The organism is Streptomyces sp. 2A115, assembly GCF_052245575.1.
Taxonomy (GTDB): Bacteria; Actinomycetota; Actinomycetes; order Streptomycetales; family Streptomycetaceae; genus Streptomyces.
This window is the reverse complement of the sequence record NZ_JBQQCG010000030.1, coordinates 79,428-97,484: the sequence shown is the minus strand read 5'-3', so window position 1 is coordinate 97,484 and position 18,057 is coordinate 79,428. Positions and strand designations below refer to the sequence as shown.

The following is an 18,057-nucleotide window of genomic DNA, read 5'->3' as shown; positions in this document are numbered from 1 at the left end:
GCGCCATGCACCCCGTCAGGCTCCTGGCAGACACCAGCAGTGAGCCGGTGCTTCCCGGCACCGCGGTCTTGCGGATGGAGACGACACCCAAGCGGACGGGGACGTTCGACGGCGCGTGGTGGCCAAGGTCTCGCGACCTCGAAAGCGAGCTGTCCGGCCTGGTCACGGCCCTGACGGCTCGGCTGGGCCCCATCGCCCGCGTCGGTCTCGACTCGAGCGACTGGGACGAAACCCCGGGGCACCTGGTCGTCGAGGGGCATACGGTCCACATCGGCTGGTCCGCCGTCGGAGACAGCACGATGATCGTCACCCGGGGCGACCAGGACCATTTCCTGTTCCTGGTGATCCCTCCGCAGACGGCCCCCGCGCCCGCCCGCGCCGCGATGGCCATGGCCGTACGGGACGACAACGCCGTCTCGGCCGAGCATCTTCTCGCCGCCGCCGGCATCACCCCGGCCGGCCGGGGTGACATACCGCCCGGCTCTCCCCACTAGCGGGACCAGCGGGAGCCGCACCGCTCAGCAATCGCACAACCCGCAGCCCAGGACCCCGGCCGCCGCACCGCAGACGACAGGCCGGGGTCTTCCCGCGCCGTGTGCTTCCCGGACCGCTCGGGTTCCGGGACACGAACGACGTAAGGAATGTGAGAACGATGGGTGTTGTGATCACCGTGCTGGTGGTGTTCGCAGTGGCCGGGCTGATCCTGCTCGCCAAGAGCCTGCGCAGCGTCCAGCAGTACGAGAGAACCGTCTCGCCTCCGACATCCGTCGGCCGGGGTTCGCGATGGTGATCGCGGAGACGGACCACCTGGTGGGATGCGCCTTCGGATTCCCGGTACGCGGCGACGGCTTCTGGCGGCTCGGATGTGACGGAGCATCACCGCACGGCATCGAGCAACTCACCGAGTCAGGCGGCGTCTTCGCGATCACCGACATCCTGGTCCGCCCGCACCCGCAGGACCAGGACGTGGCCCGCCGGTTGCAGGAGCGGCTGCTGACCGACCAGCAGGCGGCACTCGGCGCCACCGTGGTGGACCGGGCCGACCGCCCGACGCTCACCGCGCTCCGCTCCTGGGGATGGCTGGACGTGGGAGAGATCTGGAGGCCGATCAGCGCCACGCTGCGGGTGCTGGTCCTTCCCGTCGGGGAACCAACCGACGCGCGGCTGGAGAGCCTTGCGCACGATGCCTGGACGCGGTGGCCCGGGTGAGGTCCCACCGCCGGTCGGCCCGTATCCAGGCGCTGGTCGCCGAGCAGGCGGCCCGAGGCGGCGCCCGGGTCGGCGTGGTGGACGTGTGCACCGCGGCCGTGGCCGCGCTCCCGGTCGGCGGAGCCGGAGTATCCGCGATGTCCCGGACCACGACAAGCCATCCGCTGTGCAGCACCGACACCATCAGCGAGCAACTGGAAGAGCTCCAGCTCACCCTGGGCGAGGGGCCCTGCGTGGACGCCTTCCTGCACGGCTCGGCCATCCTGATACCCGATCTGCTGACCGGCGCAATGCAGGACCGCTGGCCCGTGTTCGCCGATGCCGCTCTGGAAGCCGGAGCGCGCGCGGTCTTCGCGCTCCCCTTGCAGATGGGCGCGATCAGCCCGGGAGTTCTGGACCTGTACGCCGACGTGCCGACCGTGCTGGACACGGAGGAGCTGGCCGACGCGCTGGCCTTCGCCGATCTCGCGACGCTACTCCTGCTCGACGCGCGCATCGACGAGAGGGGCGCACCGGTCGACGGAGCACTGGCAGATCGCGGCTTCGAGGACCTGGGCGGACACCGGGCGGAGATCGACCAGGCCACCGGCATCCTCACCGTCCAACTCGGCGTCGGCATCGACGAAGCCTTCGTCCGGCTCCGCGCCTACGCCTATGCGCAGGGACGCCGACTCGCCGAGGTGGCCGCCGACGTGGTGGCCCACCGGCTCCGCTTCTCCCCCGACGCGGAACCAAGACGGACCGACGAGGAAACCTGACGCACCGCTGCCATCCGATGAACGTGCTGTACTTCCCGCCCCTTCCCGGCGGGACCAGTCTCAAGCGAGGGTGTCACGATGAATCAGCAGCTCCTGGCCAAGACCTTCGTCGAGCTGGCCGACAACCTGGTCGCCGACTTCGACCTCATCGACTTCCTGCGCCTGCTCACCGACCGCTGCGTCGGCATGCTCGGCGCAGGCGCCGCCGGGGTGCTGCTCGCCGACCGGGACGGCAAACTCCGCGTGATGGCCGCCTCCGACGAACAGGTACGCCTGCTGGAGCTCTTCCAGCTCCAGAACGACGAAGGCCCCTGCCTCGAGTGCTTCCGCACCGGCACACAGGTGATCGTCCCCGACCTGACCCGAGAGGTCGACCGCTGGCCGCGCTTCGTCACAGCGGCCCACCGCAGCGGTTTCGGGGCAGTCCAGGCGCTGCCGATGCGTCTGCGGGACGAGGTCGTCGGCGCTCTGAACCTCTTCCGCGCCACCCCGGGCCCCTTCGACCCGGCCGCCACATCCGTCGCCCAGGCCCTGGCCGACGTCGCCACCATCAGCCTCCTGCAACAACGCACCACCCACCGCAGCACGGTGCTCAACGAACAGCTGCAGGCGGCGTTGAACAGCCGGGTACTGATCGAGCAGGCCAAGGGGAAACTCGCCGAACGCCAGAACATCGACATGGAACAGGCCTTCACCGCACTGCGCGGCTACGCCCGCGCCCACAACCGACGCCTGTCCGACGTCGCCCGCGCCTTCATCGACAACTCCGAACGCCTCCCCGGTCTCTGCGTCTGACAGCACCCAGAACGCGAAAGCGACCGCGTCGCCCCCGTGCACCCGGGACGTTGTCACGATGCCCTTCTCAGGTCGTGGGCGTCGGCCATCACCTGGTCGCGCAGGCGTGCGCAGGTGCGGGTGATCAGACGGGAGACGTGCATCTGAGAGACACCGAGCTGTAGGCCGATGCGGGCCTGCGTCATCTCGCAGAAGAACCTCATGTACAGGATCTGCCGTTCGCGTTCGGGCAGTGCCTGCAGCAGGGGGCGGAGCGCCTCACGGTTGACGACCCGGTCGAAGCCGGGCTCCATGCCACCGAGGGTGTCGGTCAGGGGGTGGCTGTCCTCCCAATGGCCGGGCACAGCGTCCAAGGACCGGGCGGTGAAGCTCTCCAGCGCCCCCTGACCCAGCCGTACCTCGGCCTCGGTCAGGCCGGTGTGTGCGGCGATCTCGTGGACTGCGGGGAAGCGGCATCCAAGCGAAGAGGACAGCTCATGGTCGGCGGAGCGGACCCGACTGCGCAGCTCCTGTACGCGCCGCGGCACATGCACGACCCAGAGTTCGTCACGGAAGTGCCGCTTCACCTCGCCGAGGATCGTCGGTATGGCAAAACTCGGGAAGGCGGTGCCGCGACTGGGGTCGAAGCGGGCTACCGCCTTGACCAGGCCCAGTTGGGCGACCTGCTTGAGGTCCTCGAAGGTCTCACCACGATGGCGGAAGCGCCGGGCGAGCCGTGCGGCCATCGGCATCCAGGCGCACACCACCTCATGCCGCAACGCGGACTTCTCCGGGCCGCCCGGTAGGGCAGCGATTCGGCGGAACGCGGCGTCGGTGTCCGGCGCGTCGTCGTAGTCGTCGGAGGGGTATGCGGTTCGTGGGCTCTGCGTGCGTTGGTCCGGCATGGGCACGTGTCTCCCTGATGGGTGGCGTCACTCACCGTGGGAGCCGGCAGACCGCAGCGCACACGGGAGCAGCGCAAGCTGCTCCCACGGGCGTGCCTCCGGTCTGAAGCACACCGGCCGAGTTCCCGGACAGCCCGCTTTCAAACAGCTCTCCGCGACATAACTGCGGCTGCCCACGGGCCCCGTACCCTGGCTCGTCGCCGCGTCCCACCCCGTCCTCGACAAGCTGGTCGGCGCACTCACCGTCCATCTGCCTGCGGCGCAGTGGCCCCGCGCCCCCAACGGGCCCCGGCGCGGCGCCGATCCGGGGCTATGCTGCTGAACAGACGTCCCAGACCCAGGCGCCGCGACCGCCCATCGGCCACGATGGGAGTCCCGCACGACTTCCGGCCCCCTGAACCGAGGCGCGTCATGCCCGCTCCGCGGCAACCACACGAACTCCAAGGCTCTGAGCCGTCCGCGATGGACACGGTGCGTCTGCGCCGGCTGAACCGCTGGCAGGCCGAGGGCCTGCGGGAGGACCTGGCGGATCTGTACGTGGAGTCTTCCGTCGCCGCTCCCGGTGAGGAGTTCCACGACCGGCAGAAGTTCCTGCACCGCCTGGCGGGCGACGTACAGCTGCCGGGATTCGACATGCTGGTCGCCGAGGCAGAGGCTTTGACCGGCTGTGTCTCAGGGTTCCCCGTGCCGCGCGACGGCGCCTGGTGGGAGGGATTCGACGGACCGCTACCGCAGAACCTGGAGCAACTGACCGCGTCCGGGCATGTCTTCGCGATCCTTGAAACTCTCGTCCATCCGCACCAGCACGCCCACGGGCTCGCCCGCCGACTCCAGGAGCGTCTGCTCTCCGACCACCAGTCTTCGCTTGGTGTCACGTTGGTGGATCAGTCCGACCGTTCGACCTTTGCCGCCTTCAGGAACTGGGGCTGGCAGGAGGCGGGACAGATCCACCGCCTGCCCGGCCCAACGAACTTACGAGTACTCGTTCTTCCTCTTGGCGAGCGCACGGCGGAACATCCGGACGGCCTCGCCCACAACGACCAGACCCAACGGCCCGAGTAGCCCGGCGCCGGCCGGACGCGGTGCGTCGGGCGCCCTGCATCACGCGGACTTCGTCTCCCGGGCCGTTCAGCTCCTGCCCGGCGAGGCGCTCTTCCTCTACAGCAACGGACTCACCGAGGCCCGTACCTCCCAAGGCACCCGGTTCGGCAGGAGCGGCCTGGCCGCTCACCTCACCGCGCTGCCGGACACCTTCCCAGCAGGAACCGCCGACGATGTCGCGCTCATCGCACTCAGCGCCACCCGCCACGGCACCCTCCGGCGCCTCGGGCATCGCGCACACCAGCCTGCCCTCCCACCCCCGATAGCACTTGACCAGACCGAACGGCCGAAGATCCGACGGGCCGGTGTTTGAGATCCCCGAGGTGGGCTACACAGGAGGGGCGTCCGACGGCCGGCCCGGGCGAAGGCACCGGAGAGTTGAGCTCACAGCTCCCGGTGCCGTCCGCTGGAGGACACTCCGTCACCCCCGGTCCGCCGCATGCAGGCGCCGCAGCGCCCGGCGAAACTCCCGCTGTATCTCTTCCGGGAGCGTCTCGTCCTTCGTCGTGGCGACCAGAGCCGCAGCCACGTCCCGGAGCTTGATATTGCAGTGCTGCGACACGCCCACCAGCAGATCCCATGCCCTCCCGCTAGAACACGGCGCCAGTGCCATCACCATGCCGCGCGCCTGGTCGATCACCGCACGGGTGTCCAGCGCCCGCCCCAACTGCTCGTTCTTGGCACGCAGATCGACGACCTCGGCCAGCAAAGCCGCATCGCCTGCCGAAGCCACAGCCGTCAGCAGCGGTCGTTCTTCAGGGGGCGCGGTCACCTGGCGTATGGTGCGTATCTCGGCAGTCCTCACAACGCAGTCCTCACAACACAGTCGTCGTGCCCATGGGCGGTCAGCGGCGCGCCAGTTGCCTCTCACCGGCCGCGCCGGGCTTGTAGGGCAGGCCGTAATAGACCGCTTCGAGGACATCGATCTTGTGTGACTCGGTGTCGACGACGTCGAGGTCGCGCCATTCCCGGACATCGGCTGCGTGAATCATGACCTCTCCCTACCGAAGGACTTGCCTGGTCGGCATGAATCTCCTCGTAGGTCTGCCGTATGAAGCCGCCGCAGCGCACGACGCAGCGCACGATGGATCTGCCCCGGGAGCTGCTCACCCTCCGAGGTGGCAACCACAGCCGCGGCCACCTCCCGGAGTTTGAGATCGCACTGCCGTGAGACATCCACCAGCAGGTTCCTGGCCGCCCCGCGACGGCAAGGGGTCAGGGCCATCACCATGCCGCAGGCCTGGTCGACCACCACACGGCCGGACAGTGCCCGCCGCAGCTGATCGTTCTCGGCGCGCAGCGCGACGACATCCTGCCGGACCGGCGCGTTCCCCCACGAGACCTCGGCCTTCAGATCCCACCATTCTTCTTGGATCACAGTTGTGCGTTGCATGGCACGTGCCTCTCCGGGCTCTCGACGTGTCCGGCCTGGCTGAAGCCGTTCCGGATTCCCTGGCCGCTGGGTCGCTGCACGGGTCACCTGCGGTGTTCGCGGTCCTGCCGGTCCTCACGCCTCCAGCGCGCTCGGTGCTGACGGCTGTAGCGACGGTCCCAGCGGTCCTGACGATCCCGGCGCTCCTGATAGTCCCTGTAGTCCCCGAGATCGGACCTACTGCCCCGGCCCCGGCCCCGGCCACGATCGCGGCCGTAGCGGGTGGCCATCAAGACCAACACCGCCGCGGCCACCCACCAGATGGGATCGAGGAAGCCGAAACCGAACAAGACCATGATGAGGATGAGTAGCAGGACCAACACGGCGGACCTCCCCGGGAGCGGGACACGGCATCGATACCGGGGACTGGGGCCTCACGTCACAGCGTAGTCCTGCCCAAAGATTGCGGATACGGCGCGACATCAGTGCGTCCTGTCCGGCACGGATGGCGGCTTGACACCTATCCGGGAAATGCAGGGAGGGCCAGCGTGCGTCGTGCCGCCCCGGCCCCCGGCAGCGTCGCACCGCCATCGCGCTCCCCAGGGGGCGCACCCGGCGCCTCAGGGAGCAGCCGCCGTCCCTCGAGCCCCGCGAGCACTACGTGACTCAATGGGCCGCCGCCCATGAGCAGTTCGTCGAATCACCGCAGAAAGCCGTCACCGAGGCGGACGCGCTGCCGGCGCGCCTGGCAAGGGACCGCGCGGTTTCCCTGACGGCGAGCAGTTCAAGGAGCAGTTGGCTGCCCTCTCCATCCGCCACGCCTGCTTCGTCCAGGGTTATCGCCGCATGCACACAGCCACCCGCGTCCCTCGCCGACCAGGGCCACGCGCCGTGGCCGCCGACCCGACGTCATGCGAAGGGAAGGAGCACATGATGGCGCACGACGCCGAGCCCGCACGGCAACCCCCCGGCCGGGGGCCTATGCATTTCGCGATTCGCTCGCAAATTCCGGCGAAGCCACTCGAATGAATCGTAACCAGATTCCTCTGCGAAATACCTAATGGGCCCGATGGCGCTGATTGCTTGCCCGGGCGGGCGAGGGGCAAATTCACCACAGGGCGATTCTGCCCATCGGAGACAGCCAGGCACTACTGGCGGAATGGAGACGCACCACCGGAAGATCACACAGGTCCCGGCGTGAGGCCACCGAAGGAACCGTTTTAGGTGCGCCACCAGGAGCGAACCCGATTAGCGATCTTGCGTGCAGCGTAAGAGTGATCGACACACGTTACGGGATACACGCCTGTCATGGTCACGCTGCTACGCCAAGACATTCGACGCACGGAGGCCTAAGAAGAGTACTGGTTGATGCAACACACGAGTATGTCCGAGCCGCACTGACCGTAGTAATATTGAACGCGGGTTGGTTCACTCTCACGTGCAACCGCCCGGAAGGGCGACTCCGGCGTGTATACGCCGGAGTCGTTGCCTTGGCCGTCAGCACGACAACAAGAGATGCTTCAACACTCGCCTCGCGGACCTCGTGGACAGAGAGCTCGCAGACTGGAAAGTCCCAGGGCTGCCGATCCGGATGCCCGGACGCGATATTCCGTGGGGCCGACACGGACCGGTGCCCCGCTCAGGAAGGAGGCGGCATGATCCAGGCAGCCGATATCCGTGAATGGCGCAACCAGGATGTCGTCGATCCGAAGGGGCACAAGATCGGCGTGCTCGAAGCGGTCTACGTGGACACCACCACCGATGAACCGGCGGCGGCCACCGTCCGGACCGGATTGCCCACCCGGCACCGTCTGGTCTTCGTCCCCCTCGATGAGGTGCTCTTGGGGCCGGGCTATCTCAAGGTGCCCTACGCCAAGAGCCTGGTGAGAAACGCTCCTTCGATCGGCACGGATGACGTTCTTCCCGCCGAGCACGAGGAAGCGATCTTCCATTACTACGGCATGGCCTACCAGCCGGGCGCGGGCGGCGAACGGCAACTCGCACGCCGCTGAGCGACCGCGCCCAGTCCAAGGGAGGTGTCCGAGCCATGGCGCTCTTCCTGCTGCTCGTCCTCATTGCCGTCATCCTGGGCATCATCGGCGTGGCAGCCGAGGGCCTGGGCTATCTGCTGATCATCGGCATCGTGGTCCTCGTGGCCAGTGTGGCCTTCGCCGCCGCCCGAGTGTCCCGGCGTGCAAAACGACGTCCCCTCCGGTGACAAAGGAAGACGATCGTCGCCGGACTCTCACCTCACGGCAAGTCCACGCCCAGGAACAGCGAAGCGGAGGATGCGGCGTCACACGGCTTGAGCGCGCGAAGATCCTCGTCGACCCCGTAACCCCCGTAGTGTGGGCGCTGCTTGACGAAGCGGTGCTGCGTCAAGCGGCGCCGAGAGCTGGAAGGCCTGGTTCTTCGGCTCGCTGGACGACCAGCCAGCTCAAGGCCGCTCTGTCCGCGGACCCGAGCGTGCCGTGTCCGCGGGCGGCCTGAGCCGCCTGCCGAACACTCAGCCGCTCTGGACCAGCCCCGCCACGAGTTTCGCGACCCGGGCCCGGGACACGTAGGTGGTGTCGACGACCTCGGCCTCCCGGTTGAGCCAGGGCAGAGCGCGCTGGTAGTCGGCCAGATGGTCGAGCCGCCACTGCAGGGCGCCGATGCTCTCCGGGTCCATGTCGTTCTGGATGCGCTCGACCAGGGTGTCGTGGTCGGTGTCGAGGAGCAAGTGGCGTAAGGGGATGCCCGCTTCGGCCAGGCCCGTGCGGATCTCCCGCCAGTAGGACTTCTCCAGCACGGTCTGGGGGACGATCAGCGTGCCGCCCACGTGGTCCAGGACCTGGCGCGCGGTTTCCACGACCAGGCCGCGCCACGGTGGGAGGTCCTGGAAGTCGCGCCGGGGCTTTCCCAGGATGTGCAGCAGCATGTAGCCGACCTGCTCGGCGTCGAACAGTGTGGAGTCCGGGAGGAGGGAGGTGAGCTCTTTCGCGGTCGAGGTCTTGCCGACGCCGAAGGCGCCGTTCAGCCAGATGATCATGCGGTCGGCACCGCCGGGAACGCCTCCTTGGGCGTGCTCGTCGGCGTGTATCTCCGCGTACTCGCGGTGGTTGGCACCAGGTCCTTGTGGATCGCCCGGGCCACGGTCTGGATCGTGGTGACGCCGTAGTTCATCGTGCTGTTGCCGTGGGTCAGGATCGAGATCGTGTAGTCGCGGCCGCCGCCCTTGAACGTGCCGACGCTGTGGACGCGCCAGCCGTGCGTGGAGCGGGACAGCCAGCCGTTCTTGACGTGGACCGACACGGAGGAGGGCGCTCCCGCCGGTGTGCCCCAGCGTTGCGAGGAGATGACCTTGCCCATCAACTTCAGTGTGTACGCACGGGAGTTGTCGCTCAGAACCGAGTTCCTGGCGGTGAGGAGGGCGAGGAGTCTCTGTTCGTCCCGGACGGTGATCTGGGTGAGACCCCAGTAGCCGTCCGCGCCGGGCTTGGTCTGGGTCATGCCCGCGGCGGTGAGGAAGCCCTTCACCTTGGAGACGCCCAGCTGCCTCCAGAGCTTGGTGGTCGCCGCGTTGTCCGACTTGGTGATCATGGCGGTGGCGAGGTCGGACTCACGCTGGGTCAGGAGGCGGTTGTGCTTCTTCGCGTCCCAGAGGAGCGTCGCGAGCACGGTCACCTTGACGATGCTGGCCGAGTCGTAGGCCTTGGTCGATCTCAGGGTGCATGTGGTGTTCGTGCTGCGGTCGTGCAGACCGACGGCGACCGTGCCCTTGCGGTTCGCGAGCGCCGCGGTGATGTGCTGCTGAAGCTTCCCGGCCAGGCCCGCCTTGGCGGACGTACAGCTGACCTGCGGTGTGGTGGCGGCCGCGGCGGGCGTCGCGGCCACGGCGAACGGTACGAGCATCCCGGCGCCGAGGCTCGCACAGAGCACGCGGGCACGCCGGGATATCCGGTGAGTCACAGAGCTTTCCCATTCCCTCGAGTACATACGGGTGCACGCCGGCGCACCCTCGCCTCTCCTGACTCACCGAGACGGTTGAAGGTTGTACACGTGTTCCATGAACGGGAGTTGGGAGTGGGGATTGCGGAGTGGGGTCACCGTGGCGCGGGCCATGCCATCCGGCGGTGGTCCTCCACGACTTCAGGGCCACACCGGCCCACGACCGACGGATCACGAGTCCGATGAGTCCGATGAATCCGTTGCGCCGGTCAGCGGTCCGGGGACAGGGATTTCGGCCTCCGGATCGTCGTAGGCGGTCAGCGGAAGTCGGGCGCCCCGGCTCTCCGCGATGCGGTGCACGTCCCGCAGCGCCTCCGCCATGCGGGCGGCCAGGAAGCGGAGTTGCGGGCCGGTGGCCTTGTGGTCGGCGAGCATGTCGGCGGCGTGGTCGAGGAGTTCGACGGACATACCGAGCTGCACACTTTCGATGTTGTCGGCCACGCGGGAGACGTACCCGGTCCCGTCGGTCACGAGGTAACAGGGCTTGCCTTCCGGGCCGGCCCACGGGAGCAGTCGCGCCGCTTCTGTTCGGCCGCCGGTCACGCGGTCACCTCCACACCGTGGATGTGCCGCGGTCCGATGTCGACGCCGTGCACGGCGAGCCAGAGGGCGCGTCGGCGGGCACGCTGCCGCCGCGCTTCCTCGCGCCTCTCATGGGCGACGAGATACGGGCGGACCATCGCGTTGTCCTCGCCGCGCAAGGGGCGGGAGTCGGGGTGACGGGCGGTCTGCTCATGGAAGTACGAGGGCGCCAGAGCGTCGTGCGCCGGAACGGTGACTGCCAGGCGATGGCGTCCTGAACCGGGGAGCAAGATCCGTAGCAGCGGCTCGAGGAGGCGGGCGATACGGTGACTCATGTCGTCAACTTCCTTGGGTTGGTTGATGGCCACGCCCCCGGACCGGTCGTACGGTCGCGGGGGTATCGCTTTGTGTAGCGATCCGCTCACAGAGTGAGACGGGGCGGGCTAGGCTCGCCAGAGGGTGGGGTGTGACCAGGCGTTTGTCGCAAGGGAGTTGACGATGAGCAGCAATTACGGCGACTGGCTCAAGGCGCAGCGCGAGGCGTCAGGACTCACGCAGAAGGAGTTGGCCGACGAGGCGATCATGACTCGCTCACATATCGCGCACATCGAGGCGGGTCGCCGCATCCCCTCCAAGGAGGACGCGCGCCGTCTGGACAAGGCTCTGAACACGGGGAACGTACTCAGTAGCTTCCTGCCGCAGGACGACACGGTGGTCGCCGATCACTTCGAAGTGGCACGGCAACTTGAGCAACAAGCCACCATGATCCGCGAGTTCGCGTTCTCCCTGGTGCCTGGCATCCTCCAGACGGAGAGGTACATGCGTGCGGTCCTACGTACCGCCTTCCCACCATGGAGTGAAGACGAGTGTGACAAGGTCGTCGTCACGCGGCTTGAGCGCGCGAAGATCCTCACCGAACCGGTGGGGCCCGTAGTCTGGGCGCTGTTGGATGAGGCAGTGCTTCGGCGCCCGATCGGTGGCCGAGATGTCATGACGGAGCAGATCATGCACATCGTCCGCCTGGTCGAGGACAACCGCGTACGTGCGCACGTGCTGCCGTTCGGCTTGGGTGCTCATCCACTCCTGCAGAGCATGCTGACGCTGATGTGGTTCGAGGACCAGCCGCCAGTGGCGTACACCGAGGGCATGCGCGTGGGCAAGATCCACGATGCCCCGGGCATGGTCGAACAACTCCAGGGCGCTTACGATCTCGCCCTGAGCGACGCACTGCCACTCAAGGAGTCACTCGCCCTGCTGAGGGCGACAGCGAAGGAATACGAACACCATGACTGAGCGCACGATATCGAACGCCGCCCCGCTCAACGGCTGGCGCAAGTCGTCCTACAGTGCGAACGACGCGGGCAGTTGCGTCGAGGTGCTGGACGGGTACCCGTCGGGCATCCCCGTCCGGGACTCCAAGATTCCGAACGGCCCTGCCGTGGTCTTCCCTCCAGCCGGTTGGTCATCGTTCGTCACGGCCGTCAAGGGCGGTAAGTTGCCCGCCTGAGTGGGCGCTTCGGACCGACCCGCCCCCGCCCAGCGGACCACTACCCATAGCCAAAGCGTGAACACTTCCCCCCCACCGCGTTCAAACACCGCTCGTTTGAGTGCCCAAAGGACATTCCTCCCCCTCCGTGTTCACGCTTTTCGCACGATAGGGGTCATGAGCCGGCGATTCGCGTACGAGCGCAACCCGCACAGCACAGGTCAGGTGATCGCCACCGTACGCACGCTGATGCGCGCCGACGGACTGGACGTGTCCCTCGCCGCCATCGCCCGCAGCTGTGGCACGTCACGCAACTTCCTCTACGCCAACTGGAAGTCCGCCTCCGCACTGCACCTGCTCGCGCTCAAATCCGAACTCGCGCACGCCTTTCACGAGGCGCACCGCGCCTGCCCCAGCGACGGCACCGTCCAAGGGATCAGCGACCACCTGTCACACGTGGTGCGCCTCGTCCGCCGCCATCCGACCACGGCCGCCGTCGCCCGGTCCTCCCCCACGGCACTCACGGCCGCGCACACAGCGATCGAGGGCCCACTGGTACAGGTCGTGACGGAGCAGCTCAGCGATCTGCTCCACCCGCTCGTCCCGCGCGGCGGGATCTGGGGCGACCTCGCACTGAACTCCAGGACGTGGAAGATCCTCTGGATCGCCCGCCCCGCCGCCCTCTGCCCCGAAGCCGTCGGCGACCAGCATTGGGAGGACACACTGGACGGTGCCTTCACCGAACTGCTGCGTGATCTGCTCTCCCGCTGGTCTCCCACTGCATGACCTTCCACTGAATGACGGCCGTCCACCGCTGAGTCGGACGGGGAGTACGCCGCCCAGTGGCACCCCGAGTGGTCAGCTGTCCGGTGGCGGCAAGACCGGCACACCCCCGAACGGCACCTCCGGCGAGCAGGGCGGCGCCACCCGCCCCGGCGGTACGGGCGGCATGGCAGGCGGCATGGGCGGCTTCGGCCGCGGTGCCGACAGCGAGATGATCGCCTACCTGAAGGAGCACCGGGGACGGCGCCAAGTGGCCGGTGGCGGTGTCGAGTTCGCAGAGCGCCGCCCAGATGATCACCAGCAGCGAGCAGCCCGTCATCTCCATGTGGGGCTGGTCCGGCACCGACAAGGCGATGACTCTCGCCGAGCGGAAGGAGCTCGCGAAGAAGGGCGAGCCGCACTACATCACGCTCGGCGGCGGAGGCATGGGCGGAGGCATGGGCGGAGGCGGCGGCATGGGCGGCTCCGACAGCTCCGAGGCCTCCGGCACGCAGGCGGCGCAGAACACCCAGGCGCTCTACCGCCCGGACACCTCGGACGTCAATTAGGGCAAACCCTCCGCCAATTGGGGAAAACCCTCGCGCGGCACAGCCCCTGACCTGGGAACGGCCAGGGGTTGCGTCGTATGCGAGAACGTCACACAAACGCCTCGTCCCGGTTACACGGCCGACCCCCCGCCCATGTCACGCTCCCGCTTGACCGAAAAGTCAACACGCGTAGAACACGGCACAGTTGAGCAGGATGCCGCGTTCCGGCGCGTGCCGTCCCCGGGAAAGGGCACCCCCATGTCCGTTGCGCAGATAGGCAGATGGAAGGCGCTGGCGGCGACCATATCCGCCGTCCTCGTCGGCCTCACCCTTCCGACGGTCGCCGCGACTCCCGCGAGCGCCACGACCACCGCGTACGACAGCACGTACTACAAGAACGCGATAGGCAAGACCGGCACAAGCCTGAAGTCCTCCCTCCACACGATCATCACCCCCCAGACCAAGCTCTCGTACTCGGCGGTCTGGGAAGCGCTGAAGGTCACCGACCAGGACCCGAACAACAGCGGCAACGTGATCCTGCTGTACGGCGGCCAGTCCCGCAGCAAGTCCCTCAACGGCGGCGACGTGGGCGACTGGAACCGTGAGCACGTCTGGGCCCAGTCCCACGGCAGCTTCGGCACCTCGGCCGGCCCCGGCACCGACCTGCACCACCTGCGCCCCGAAGACGTACAGGTCAACAGCACCCGCGGCAACAAGGACTTCGACAACGGCGGCAGCGCGGTCAGCGGCGCCCCCGGCAGCTACACCGACTCGAACTCCTTCGAACCCCGCAACGCCGTCAAGGGCGACGTGGCCCGCATGATCCTCTACATGGCCGTCCGCTACGAGGGCGACGACGCCTGGGCCGACCTGGAGCCCAACGACGCGGTCACCAACGGCAGCGTCCCCTACCACGGCCGCCTCTCCGTCCTGAAGCAGTGGAACGAGCAGGACCCGCCGAGCGCCTTCGAGGAGAGGCGCAACCAGGTCATCTACGACACCTACCAGAAGAACCGCAACCCGTTCATCGACCACCCGGAGTGGGTCGAGGCGATCTGGTAAGCACCGCGATCTCTGAGCCCCAGCCGATTTCCCGGTAACGGCGCCGCACGGGATGGCACCATGGCGCCCGACGGAGGCGAGGTTGCGACAGCAGCCCGGGGGCAGGGAGGCCATCCGTGGCAGGGAGTCAGTTACTGGCACGAGCGGGCCTGGCGGCTCTGGCCATAGTGCCGCCCGCAGCGATCGTGCTTCAGCTGCGGGACGGCATCGCCGACCGGCCGGTGCTCAGTGCGGTGCTGCTGGTCGGCTACGAACTCCTCGTGCTGGTCGTGGGCTTCACCGGCAAGGTGTTCGGTGAACTGCACGCCAGGTGGGCCGCGCGCGCCGCGGACCACCTGGACCGGCTGGTTCGCGGCAGACTGTCACGCTTCGAGCGCCGCTACCGGCAGTTCGTCCAGTTCGGGCACCGCTTCACCGACCTCAAGGGACTTGCCACCCAAGGCGACCAGACCCCCCTGTTGCGCGAGGTCTTCGTGGACGTGAGCCTCCTGCCCAGCCCGCTGCACAAGGTCTCGGAGAGCACCCTGACCGGACCACCGCAGCCGGCTCCCGCACGCGCTTCCCTGGAGACCCTGCTCTCCTCACCGGAACCAGTCGTCCTCGCCATCACGGGCGCACCCGGCACGGGAAAGACGACGCTGCTGGAGTACACCGCGGTGCGGCTCGCGCCCCGACGCCGCCGCAGCAGGGACTGCCCCCGGACCCTGCCGGTCTTCCTCTTCCTGCGCCGCCACGCCGCTGCGGTCGTGGCCGATCCCGACGTCACGCTGGCGGACAGGATTCGCGGCACACTGGGCGGACTGCAGTCGACGGAACCACCGGGCTGGTTCGAGGACCGCCTCGACCAGGGGCACTGCGTCATCATGCTCGACGGTCTCGATGAAGTCGCCAGGACGCGTGACCGGCATCTGATGGTCGACTGGGTGGAGCAGCAGATCACCCGCTATCCACGCAATGACTGGATCATCACGTCGCGGCCGCACGGTTATCAGAACCGTTCCCTCACTGGCGCGCAGACCCTGCAGGTGCGGCGCTTCACCGGAGAGCAGATCTCTCGCTTCCTGCACGGCTGGTACCGGTCCATCGAGCAGATCAGCACCGGGCTGGCCGACGAAGGCGTACGGCAGATCGCCGCGGGACGGGCAGCCGACCTCCTGGAGCGCCTGCGGGCCCGGCCCATGCTCTATGACCTGGCGTCCAACCCGCTGCTGCTCACGATGATCGCCAATGTGCACCGCTACCGCCGGGCACTGCCCGGCAGCCGGAGCGAGCTGTACGCCGAGATCTCCCAGGTTCTTCTCTTCCGCAGGCAGGAGGCCAAGGGGCTCGAACCGCCCGACGAGGCAGCGGAGTTGAGTGGCCAGCAGAAGGAACTGGTCCTCTGCGAGCTCGCCTACGCGATGATGGTCGAGCACATCCGCGACATTCCCGCGGACCGGGCGGAGGAGCTGACACGGACGGCGCTGAGCCGGATCGACGAGGGCCGTGACCCCCAGGCGTTCCTCGAGTCCATCGTGACCAGCGGCCTGCTGGTGGAGCGTGACATCCAGGTCTACTCCTTCGCCCACCAGACCTTTCAGGAGCACTTGGCGGCCATGCACGTACGGGCGCACCGCCTTGACCGCACACTCGTCGATGCGGTGACCGATCCGTGGTGGCGTGAGGTCATTCTGCTGTGGGCGGCGTTCTCCGATCCCAGCTCGGTCATCGAGGCGTGTCTGGCCGAGGGCGGCGCCCACGCACTGGCGCTCGCCTTCGACTGTCTGGATGAGGCGGTCACCGTCCGGCCGCAGGTCCGCCGGGATCTGGAGGAGTTCCGGAGGAGGGCGCTGCAGTCTCCACCCGGCTCGGGGCACCGCAGGCTCATGACGGCCATCACTGTGAGCCGTTCGCTGCGGCCCGCCGTCAGGTTGACCGACGACGTCTTCCTGTGCGACTGCCCGGTGTCCCGCGAGGTGTTCCAGCTCTTCGCTGAGGAGTTTCCCGAAGCGAGCGCGCACTGCGCCGCCGCGCGCCAGACGGCGGGCGGTGCCGCTGTCGGCATCACCGCGAACGCGGCCCGCGTCTTCGTCCCGTGGGTGAACGGCCTGGTCACCGGGAGCTCCGTCTACCGCCTGCCCAGCCGGGCGGAACTGGACGATCCGGCAGCACAGCATGTCATCGGCGTCACGAGCCACAAGGTGTGGAGCAGCGACGATCCGGCGGGGGCGGCGCCGCCCCCGCCCGAGCTGTGGATCCGCGACGGCCAGAGCTGCCCATGGTCGGTGAGCGGCGAACGGGTCCGCGACAGGCTTCGGCAGGACCGCACCGCCGTACCGTCCCTTCTCGCGGCGATCGGTTGCACCGTCGTCCATGCGAACGCACGAGCACTGCGCCGGGCCTTGGACCGTGTCGATCAGCTCTGCCGCGCAGTCGTCGAACGCGACAGCGGCGACCTCGGCGCCGTCGCCTCCCGACTCCGCGACCACTTCGAGTCGACGAACAGCGGTGACGTGCGCGTGCTCGTCGACGCAGCCCGCGCGCTGGCCCGCTCCTTCACACGCGAGCGGGACTTCGAGCGTGCGGGCACACTGCTCACCGGGATGATCAGCGCACTGGCCGCCGCTGTCCACAGCGGCAAGGACACGGACCTCTACTTCGCCCACGCCGTCACACACGACTTTGTCAACGCGGTGGAGCGGGATGCCGCGCACCACGGTGGCATCCAGCCGTCCGAGCACGTTGCCGACGCCCGCGAACGCGCCCGCCTTCTCGCCGACGCACTGGATCTGGCGCTGGCGCTGACCGCAGCCCGCGGACTGAGCGGCCAGTTGGACCGGGGCACGGGGCGGGCCGTTGGGGGCGGCGCCGCTCACCTGCTCGATTCGATTCTGGACACCGAGCACGGCTACGACCTGGGGCTGGACGTGGAGGAGGCCCTCGGCTTCCGCGCGCCGGCGCCACAGGACAGCAGCACGTGGACGGTGCCCGACACGGCGGAACTGTTCAGCCCCGTCCCCGAGCCCGGAGAGGTGCCGACCGTTCTCGATCCGCTGCGCGGGCCTGTCCTCGCCCTCGCGCCGGGCGCCGTGATCTCACTGGCTCTGCGGCTGGCCGCGCATCTGGACGGATCGCTCGAGCACGGCAAGCCGCGCGCTGTCCTGGTGGCGCTACTGGAGCGGTACGGCGTGCGCCTCGGCGACGACACCGCTCCCGTCGTGGTTCCCCCCGAGGAACTGTGGGAACACCTCACGCTGCTGCCGTCGGCCGTGGCCGACGCATGTGCCGGGCTCACCGAGATCGGCACCGCCGGATGGCGGCCTCTGGCGCAGCACCTGGCGGTCCAGGTGGCGGCACTGGGCAGTGGGCTGCAGTCGCAGACCGACGGGCCGCACCCCGTCACCGCGGCGGCGCTGCGGCTCGGCGCCCTCACACTCAGCGCCCTCGGGGATCGGTTGGACAGCGCGGATGTCGTCGCGCACAGCCGGGCGGTGGCTCTCGGCACCACCGTTCTCCAGGACCGGGCGGACGGCGTCCTGACGCCCAGTGAAGTGCTGCTCCTCGTCCGCAGCTGAGCCGGACCGGCGGC

24 protein-coding genes and 1 pseudogene are annotated in these 18,057 nt (G+C 68.4%); 16 read left to right on the top strand and 9 right to left on the bottom strand.

Features of this window, described 5'->3' with window-relative positions; genetic code table 11:
* Positions 1 to 5 precede the first annotated feature (5 nt).
* From ACTWQR_RS25580 to ACTWQR_RS25560, 5 genes are all read left to right on the top strand, one after another.
* Positions 6 to 494, top strand: coding sequence for a DUF5994 family protein (locus ACTWQR_RS25580; protein ID WP_443229498.1), 489 nt, complete (start codon positions 6 to 8; stop codon positions 492 to 494).
* 158 nt (positions 495 to 652) lie between these two features.
* A complete protein-coding gene (locus tag ACTWQR_RS25575) occupies positions 653 to 790 on the top strand; it encodes a hypothetical protein (protein WP_443229497.1) in 138 nt (45 codons plus the stop codon).
* On the top strand, positions 784 to 1,209 hold the full coding sequence (locus ACTWQR_RS25570) for a hypothetical protein (protein ID WP_443229496.1): 426 nt from the start codon (positions 784 to 786) through the stop codon (positions 1,207 to 1,209). The genes ACTWQR_RS25575 and ACTWQR_RS25570 overlap by 7 nt, the downstream gene beginning before the upstream one ends.
* Positions 1,206 to 1,967 carry an ANTAR domain-containing protein gene (locus tag ACTWQR_RS25565; protein WP_443229495.1) on the top strand — a complete coding sequence of 254 codons (762 nt, stop codon included), beginning with the start codon at positions 1,206 to 1,208 and terminating at the stop codon, positions 1,965 to 1,967. Before ACTWQR_RS25570 ends, ACTWQR_RS25565 begins: the two co-directional genes overlap by 4 nt.
* Positions 1,968 to 2,045: 78 nt before the next feature.
* The gene (locus tag ACTWQR_RS25560) at positions 2,046 to 2,762 is read left to right on the top strand and encodes an ANTAR domain-containing protein (protein ID WP_443229494.1); all 717 of its coding nucleotides are present in this window, start codon (positions 2,046 to 2,048) and stop codon (positions 2,760 to 2,762) included.
* Positions 2,763 to 2,815: 53 nt separating this feature from the next.
* Here ACTWQR_RS25560 and ACTWQR_RS25555 read toward each other — a convergent pair whose 3' ends face one another.
* Positions 2,816 to 3,646 (bottom strand): SigB/SigF/SigG family RNA polymerase sigma factor, encoded by an 831-nt coding sequence (locus ACTWQR_RS25555; protein WP_443229493.1) that lies wholly within the window; start codon positions 3,644 to 3,646, stop codon positions 2,816 to 2,818.
* Positions 3,647 to 4,108: 462 nt separating this feature from the next.
* On the opposite strand from ACTWQR_RS25555, the gene ACTWQR_RS25550 reads away from it, so the two are divergent.
* Positions 4,109 to 4,708 (top strand): hypothetical protein, encoded by a 600-nt coding sequence (locus tag ACTWQR_RS25550; protein WP_443229492.1) that lies wholly within the window; start codon positions 4,109 to 4,111, stop codon positions 4,706 to 4,708.
* Positions 4,641 to 5,060 carry a SpoIIE family protein phosphatase gene (locus tag ACTWQR_RS25545; protein WP_443229491.1) on the top strand — a complete coding sequence of 140 codons (420 nt, stop codon included), beginning with the start codon at positions 4,641 to 4,643 and terminating at the stop codon, positions 5,058 to 5,060. Before ACTWQR_RS25550 ends, ACTWQR_RS25545 begins: the two co-directional genes overlap by 68 nt.
* Before the next feature lie 108 nt (positions 5,061 to 5,168).
* Here the strand turns inward: ACTWQR_RS25545 and ACTWQR_RS25540 are convergent, their stop codons facing one another.
* From ACTWQR_RS25540 to ACTWQR_RS25525, 4 genes are all read right to left on the bottom strand, one after another.
* Positions 5,169 to 5,519, bottom strand: a complete 351-nt coding sequence (locus ACTWQR_RS25540; RefSeq protein WP_443229490.1) for an ANTAR domain-containing protein — start codon at positions 5,517 to 5,519, stop codon at positions 5,169 to 5,171.
* A gap of 73 nt (positions 5,520 to 5,592) precedes the next feature.
* Positions 5,593 to 5,739 (bottom strand): hypothetical protein, encoded by a 147-nt coding sequence (locus ACTWQR_RS25535; RefSeq protein WP_443229489.1) that lies wholly within the window; start codon positions 5,737 to 5,739, stop codon positions 5,593 to 5,595.
* A complete protein-coding gene (locus ACTWQR_RS25530) occupies positions 5,736 to 6,140 on the bottom strand; it encodes an ANTAR domain-containing protein (RefSeq protein WP_443229488.1) in 405 nt (134 codons plus the stop codon). Before ACTWQR_RS25530 ends, ACTWQR_RS25535 begins: the two co-directional genes overlap by 4 nt.
* 83 nt (positions 6,141 to 6,223) lie before the next feature.
* Complete coding sequence (locus ACTWQR_RS25525) at positions 6,224 to 6,502, bottom strand: hypothetical protein (protein ID WP_443229487.1); 279 nt, start codon at positions 6,500 to 6,502, stop codon at positions 6,224 to 6,226.
* 1,272 nt (positions 6,503 to 7,774) lie between these two features.
* Between ACTWQR_RS25525 and ACTWQR_RS25520 the strand changes: the two genes are divergently transcribed.
* The 3 genes and pseudogenes from ACTWQR_RS25520 to ACTWQR_RS25510 all read left to right on the top strand — a co-directional run.
* Positions 7,775 to 8,131 (top strand): PRC-barrel domain-containing protein, encoded by a 357-nt coding sequence (locus tag ACTWQR_RS25520; protein WP_443229486.1) that lies wholly within the window; start codon positions 7,775 to 7,777, stop codon positions 8,129 to 8,131.
* Between the two features lie 35 nt (positions 8,132 to 8,166).
* Complete coding sequence (locus tag ACTWQR_RS25515; protein WP_443229485.1) at positions 8,167 to 8,337, top strand: hypothetical protein; 171 nt, start codon at positions 8,167 to 8,169, stop codon at positions 8,335 to 8,337.
* 77 nt (positions 8,338 to 8,414) lie between these two features.
* Positions 8,415 to 8,501, top strand: a pseudogene (locus ACTWQR_RS25510) (transcriptional regulator); the annotation flags it as partial.
* A gap of 124 nt (positions 8,502 to 8,625) precedes the next feature.
* Here ACTWQR_RS25510 and ACTWQR_RS25505 read toward each other — a convergent pair.
* The 4 genes from ACTWQR_RS25505 to ACTWQR_RS25490 all read right to left on the bottom strand — a co-directional run bounded on the left by ACTWQR_RS25505 (position 8,626) and on the right by ACTWQR_RS25490 (position 10,966).
* On the bottom strand, positions 8,626 to 9,150 hold the full coding sequence (locus tag ACTWQR_RS25505; RefSeq protein ID WP_443229484.1) for an AAA family ATPase: 525 nt from the start codon (positions 9,148 to 9,150) through the stop codon (positions 8,626 to 8,628).
* On the bottom strand, positions 9,147 to 10,013 hold the full coding sequence (locus ACTWQR_RS25500; protein ID WP_443229523.1) for a serine hydrolase: 867 nt from the start codon (positions 10,011 to 10,013) through the stop codon (positions 9,147 to 9,149). Before ACTWQR_RS25500 ends, ACTWQR_RS25505 begins: the two co-directional genes overlap by 4 nt.
* Positions 10,014 to 10,280: 267 nt before the next feature.
* On the bottom strand, positions 10,281 to 10,652 hold the full coding sequence (locus tag ACTWQR_RS25495) for a hypothetical protein (RefSeq protein WP_443229483.1): 372 nt from the start codon (positions 10,650 to 10,652) through the stop codon (positions 10,281 to 10,283).
* Positions 10,649 to 10,966 carry a hypothetical protein gene (locus ACTWQR_RS25490; protein WP_443229482.1) on the bottom strand — a complete coding sequence of 106 codons (318 nt, stop codon included), beginning with the start codon at positions 10,964 to 10,966 and terminating at the stop codon, positions 10,649 to 10,651. The genes ACTWQR_RS25495 and ACTWQR_RS25490 overlap by 4 nt, the downstream gene beginning before the upstream one ends.
* 163 nt (positions 10,967 to 11,129) lie before the next feature.
* Here ACTWQR_RS25490 and ACTWQR_RS25485 point away from each other — a divergent pair, with 163 nt between their 5' ends.
* The 6 genes from ACTWQR_RS25485 to ACTWQR_RS25460 all read left to right on the top strand — a co-directional run bounded on the left by ACTWQR_RS25485 (position 11,130) and on the right by ACTWQR_RS25460 (position 18,043).
* The gene (locus tag ACTWQR_RS25485; protein WP_443229481.1) at positions 11,130 to 11,924 is read left to right on the top strand and encodes a helix-turn-helix domain-containing protein; all 795 of its coding nucleotides are present in this window, start codon (positions 11,130 to 11,132) and stop codon (positions 11,922 to 11,924) included.
* A complete protein-coding gene (locus tag ACTWQR_RS25480; protein WP_443229480.1) occupies positions 11,917 to 12,138 on the top strand; it encodes a DUF397 domain-containing protein in 222 nt (73 codons plus the stop codon). Before ACTWQR_RS25485 ends, ACTWQR_RS25480 begins: the two co-directional genes overlap by 8 nt.
* A 156-nt stretch (positions 12,139 to 12,294) precedes the next feature.
* Positions 12,295 to 12,903: a hypothetical protein gene (locus tag ACTWQR_RS25475; RefSeq protein ID WP_443229479.1), complete on the top strand. Its 609-nt coding sequence runs from the start codon at positions 12,295 to 12,297 to the stop codon at positions 12,901 to 12,903.
* Between the two features lie 260 nt (positions 12,904 to 13,163).
* Complete coding sequence (locus ACTWQR_RS25470) at positions 13,164 to 13,448, top strand: hypothetical protein (RefSeq protein ID WP_443229478.1); 285 nt, start codon at positions 13,164 to 13,166, stop codon at positions 13,446 to 13,448.
* 237 nt (positions 13,449 to 13,685) lie between these two features.
* The gene (locus ACTWQR_RS25465) at positions 13,686 to 14,489 is read left to right on the top strand and encodes an endonuclease I family protein (protein WP_443229477.1); all 804 of its coding nucleotides are present in this window, start codon (positions 13,686 to 13,688) and stop codon (positions 14,487 to 14,489) included.
* Between the two features lie 116 nt (positions 14,490 to 14,605).
* Positions 14,606 to 18,043, top strand: coding sequence for an NACHT domain-containing protein (locus ACTWQR_RS25460; RefSeq protein WP_443229476.1), 3,438 nt, complete (start codon positions 14,606 to 14,608; stop codon positions 18,041 to 18,043).
* Positions 18,044 to 18,057 lie beyond the last annotated feature (14 nt).

Bases quoted from the DNA above. Each gene is read 5' to 3' on its own strand.
- ACTWQR_RS25580 (WP_443229498.1), top strand. From the start codon at position 6: ATGCACCCCGTCAGGCTCCTGGCAGACACCAGCAGTGAGCCGGTGCTT.
- ACTWQR_RS25575 (WP_443229497.1), top strand. From the start codon at position 653: ATGGGTGTTGTGATCACCGTGCTGGTGGTGTTCGCAGTGGCCGGGCTG.
- ACTWQR_RS25570 (WP_443229496.1), top strand. From the start codon at position 784: ATGGTGATCGCGGAGACGGACCACCTGGTGGGATGCGCCTTCGGATTC.
- ACTWQR_RS25560 (WP_443229494.1), top strand. From the start codon at position 2,046: ATGAATCAGCAGCTCCTGGCCAAGACCTTCGTCGAGCTGGCCGACAAC.
- ACTWQR_RS25555 (WP_443229493.1), bottom strand. From the start codon at position 3,646: ATGCCGGACCAACGCACGCAGAGCCCACGAACCGCATACCCCTCCGAC.
- ACTWQR_RS25550 (WP_443229492.1), top strand. From the start codon at position 4,109: ATGGACACGGTGCGTCTGCGCCGGCTGAACCGCTGGCAGGCCGAGGGC.
- ACTWQR_RS25535 (WP_443229489.1), bottom strand. From the start codon at position 5,739: ATGATTCACGCAGCCGATGTCCGGGAATGGCGCGACCTCGACGTCGTC.
- ACTWQR_RS25530 (WP_443229488.1), bottom strand. From the start codon at position 6,140: ATGCAACGCACAACTGTGATCCAAGAAGAATGGTGGGATCTGAAGGCC.
- ACTWQR_RS25520 (WP_443229486.1), top strand. From the start codon at position 7,775: ATGATCCAGGCAGCCGATATCCGTGAATGGCGCAACCAGGATGTCGTC.
- ACTWQR_RS25515 (WP_443229485.1), top strand. From the start codon at position 8,167: ATGGCGCTCTTCCTGCTGCTCGTCCTCATTGCCGTCATCCTGGGCATC.
- ACTWQR_RS25505 (WP_443229484.1), bottom strand. From the start codon at position 9,150: ATGATCATCTGGCTGAACGGCGCCTTCGGCGTCGGCAAGACCTCGACC.
- ACTWQR_RS25500 (WP_443229523.1), bottom strand. From the start codon at position 10,013: ATGCTCGTACCGTTCGCCGTGGCCGCGACGCCCGCCGCGGCCGCCACC.
- ACTWQR_RS25490 (WP_443229482.1), bottom strand. From the start codon at position 10,966: ATGAGTCACCGTATCGCCCGCCTCCTCGAGCCGCTGCTACGGATCTTG.
- ACTWQR_RS25485 (WP_443229481.1), top strand. From the start codon at position 11,130: ATGAGCAGCAATTACGGCGACTGGCTCAAGGCGCAGCGCGAGGCGTCA.
- ACTWQR_RS25480 (WP_443229480.1), top strand. From the start codon at position 11,917: ATGACTGAGCGCACGATATCGAACGCCGCCCCGCTCAACGGCTGGCGC.
- ACTWQR_RS25475 (WP_443229479.1), top strand. From the start codon at position 12,295: ATGAGCCGGCGATTCGCGTACGAGCGCAACCCGCACAGCACAGGTCAG.
- ACTWQR_RS25465 (WP_443229477.1), top strand. From the start codon at position 13,686: ATGTCCGTTGCGCAGATAGGCAGATGGAAGGCGCTGGCGGCGACCATA.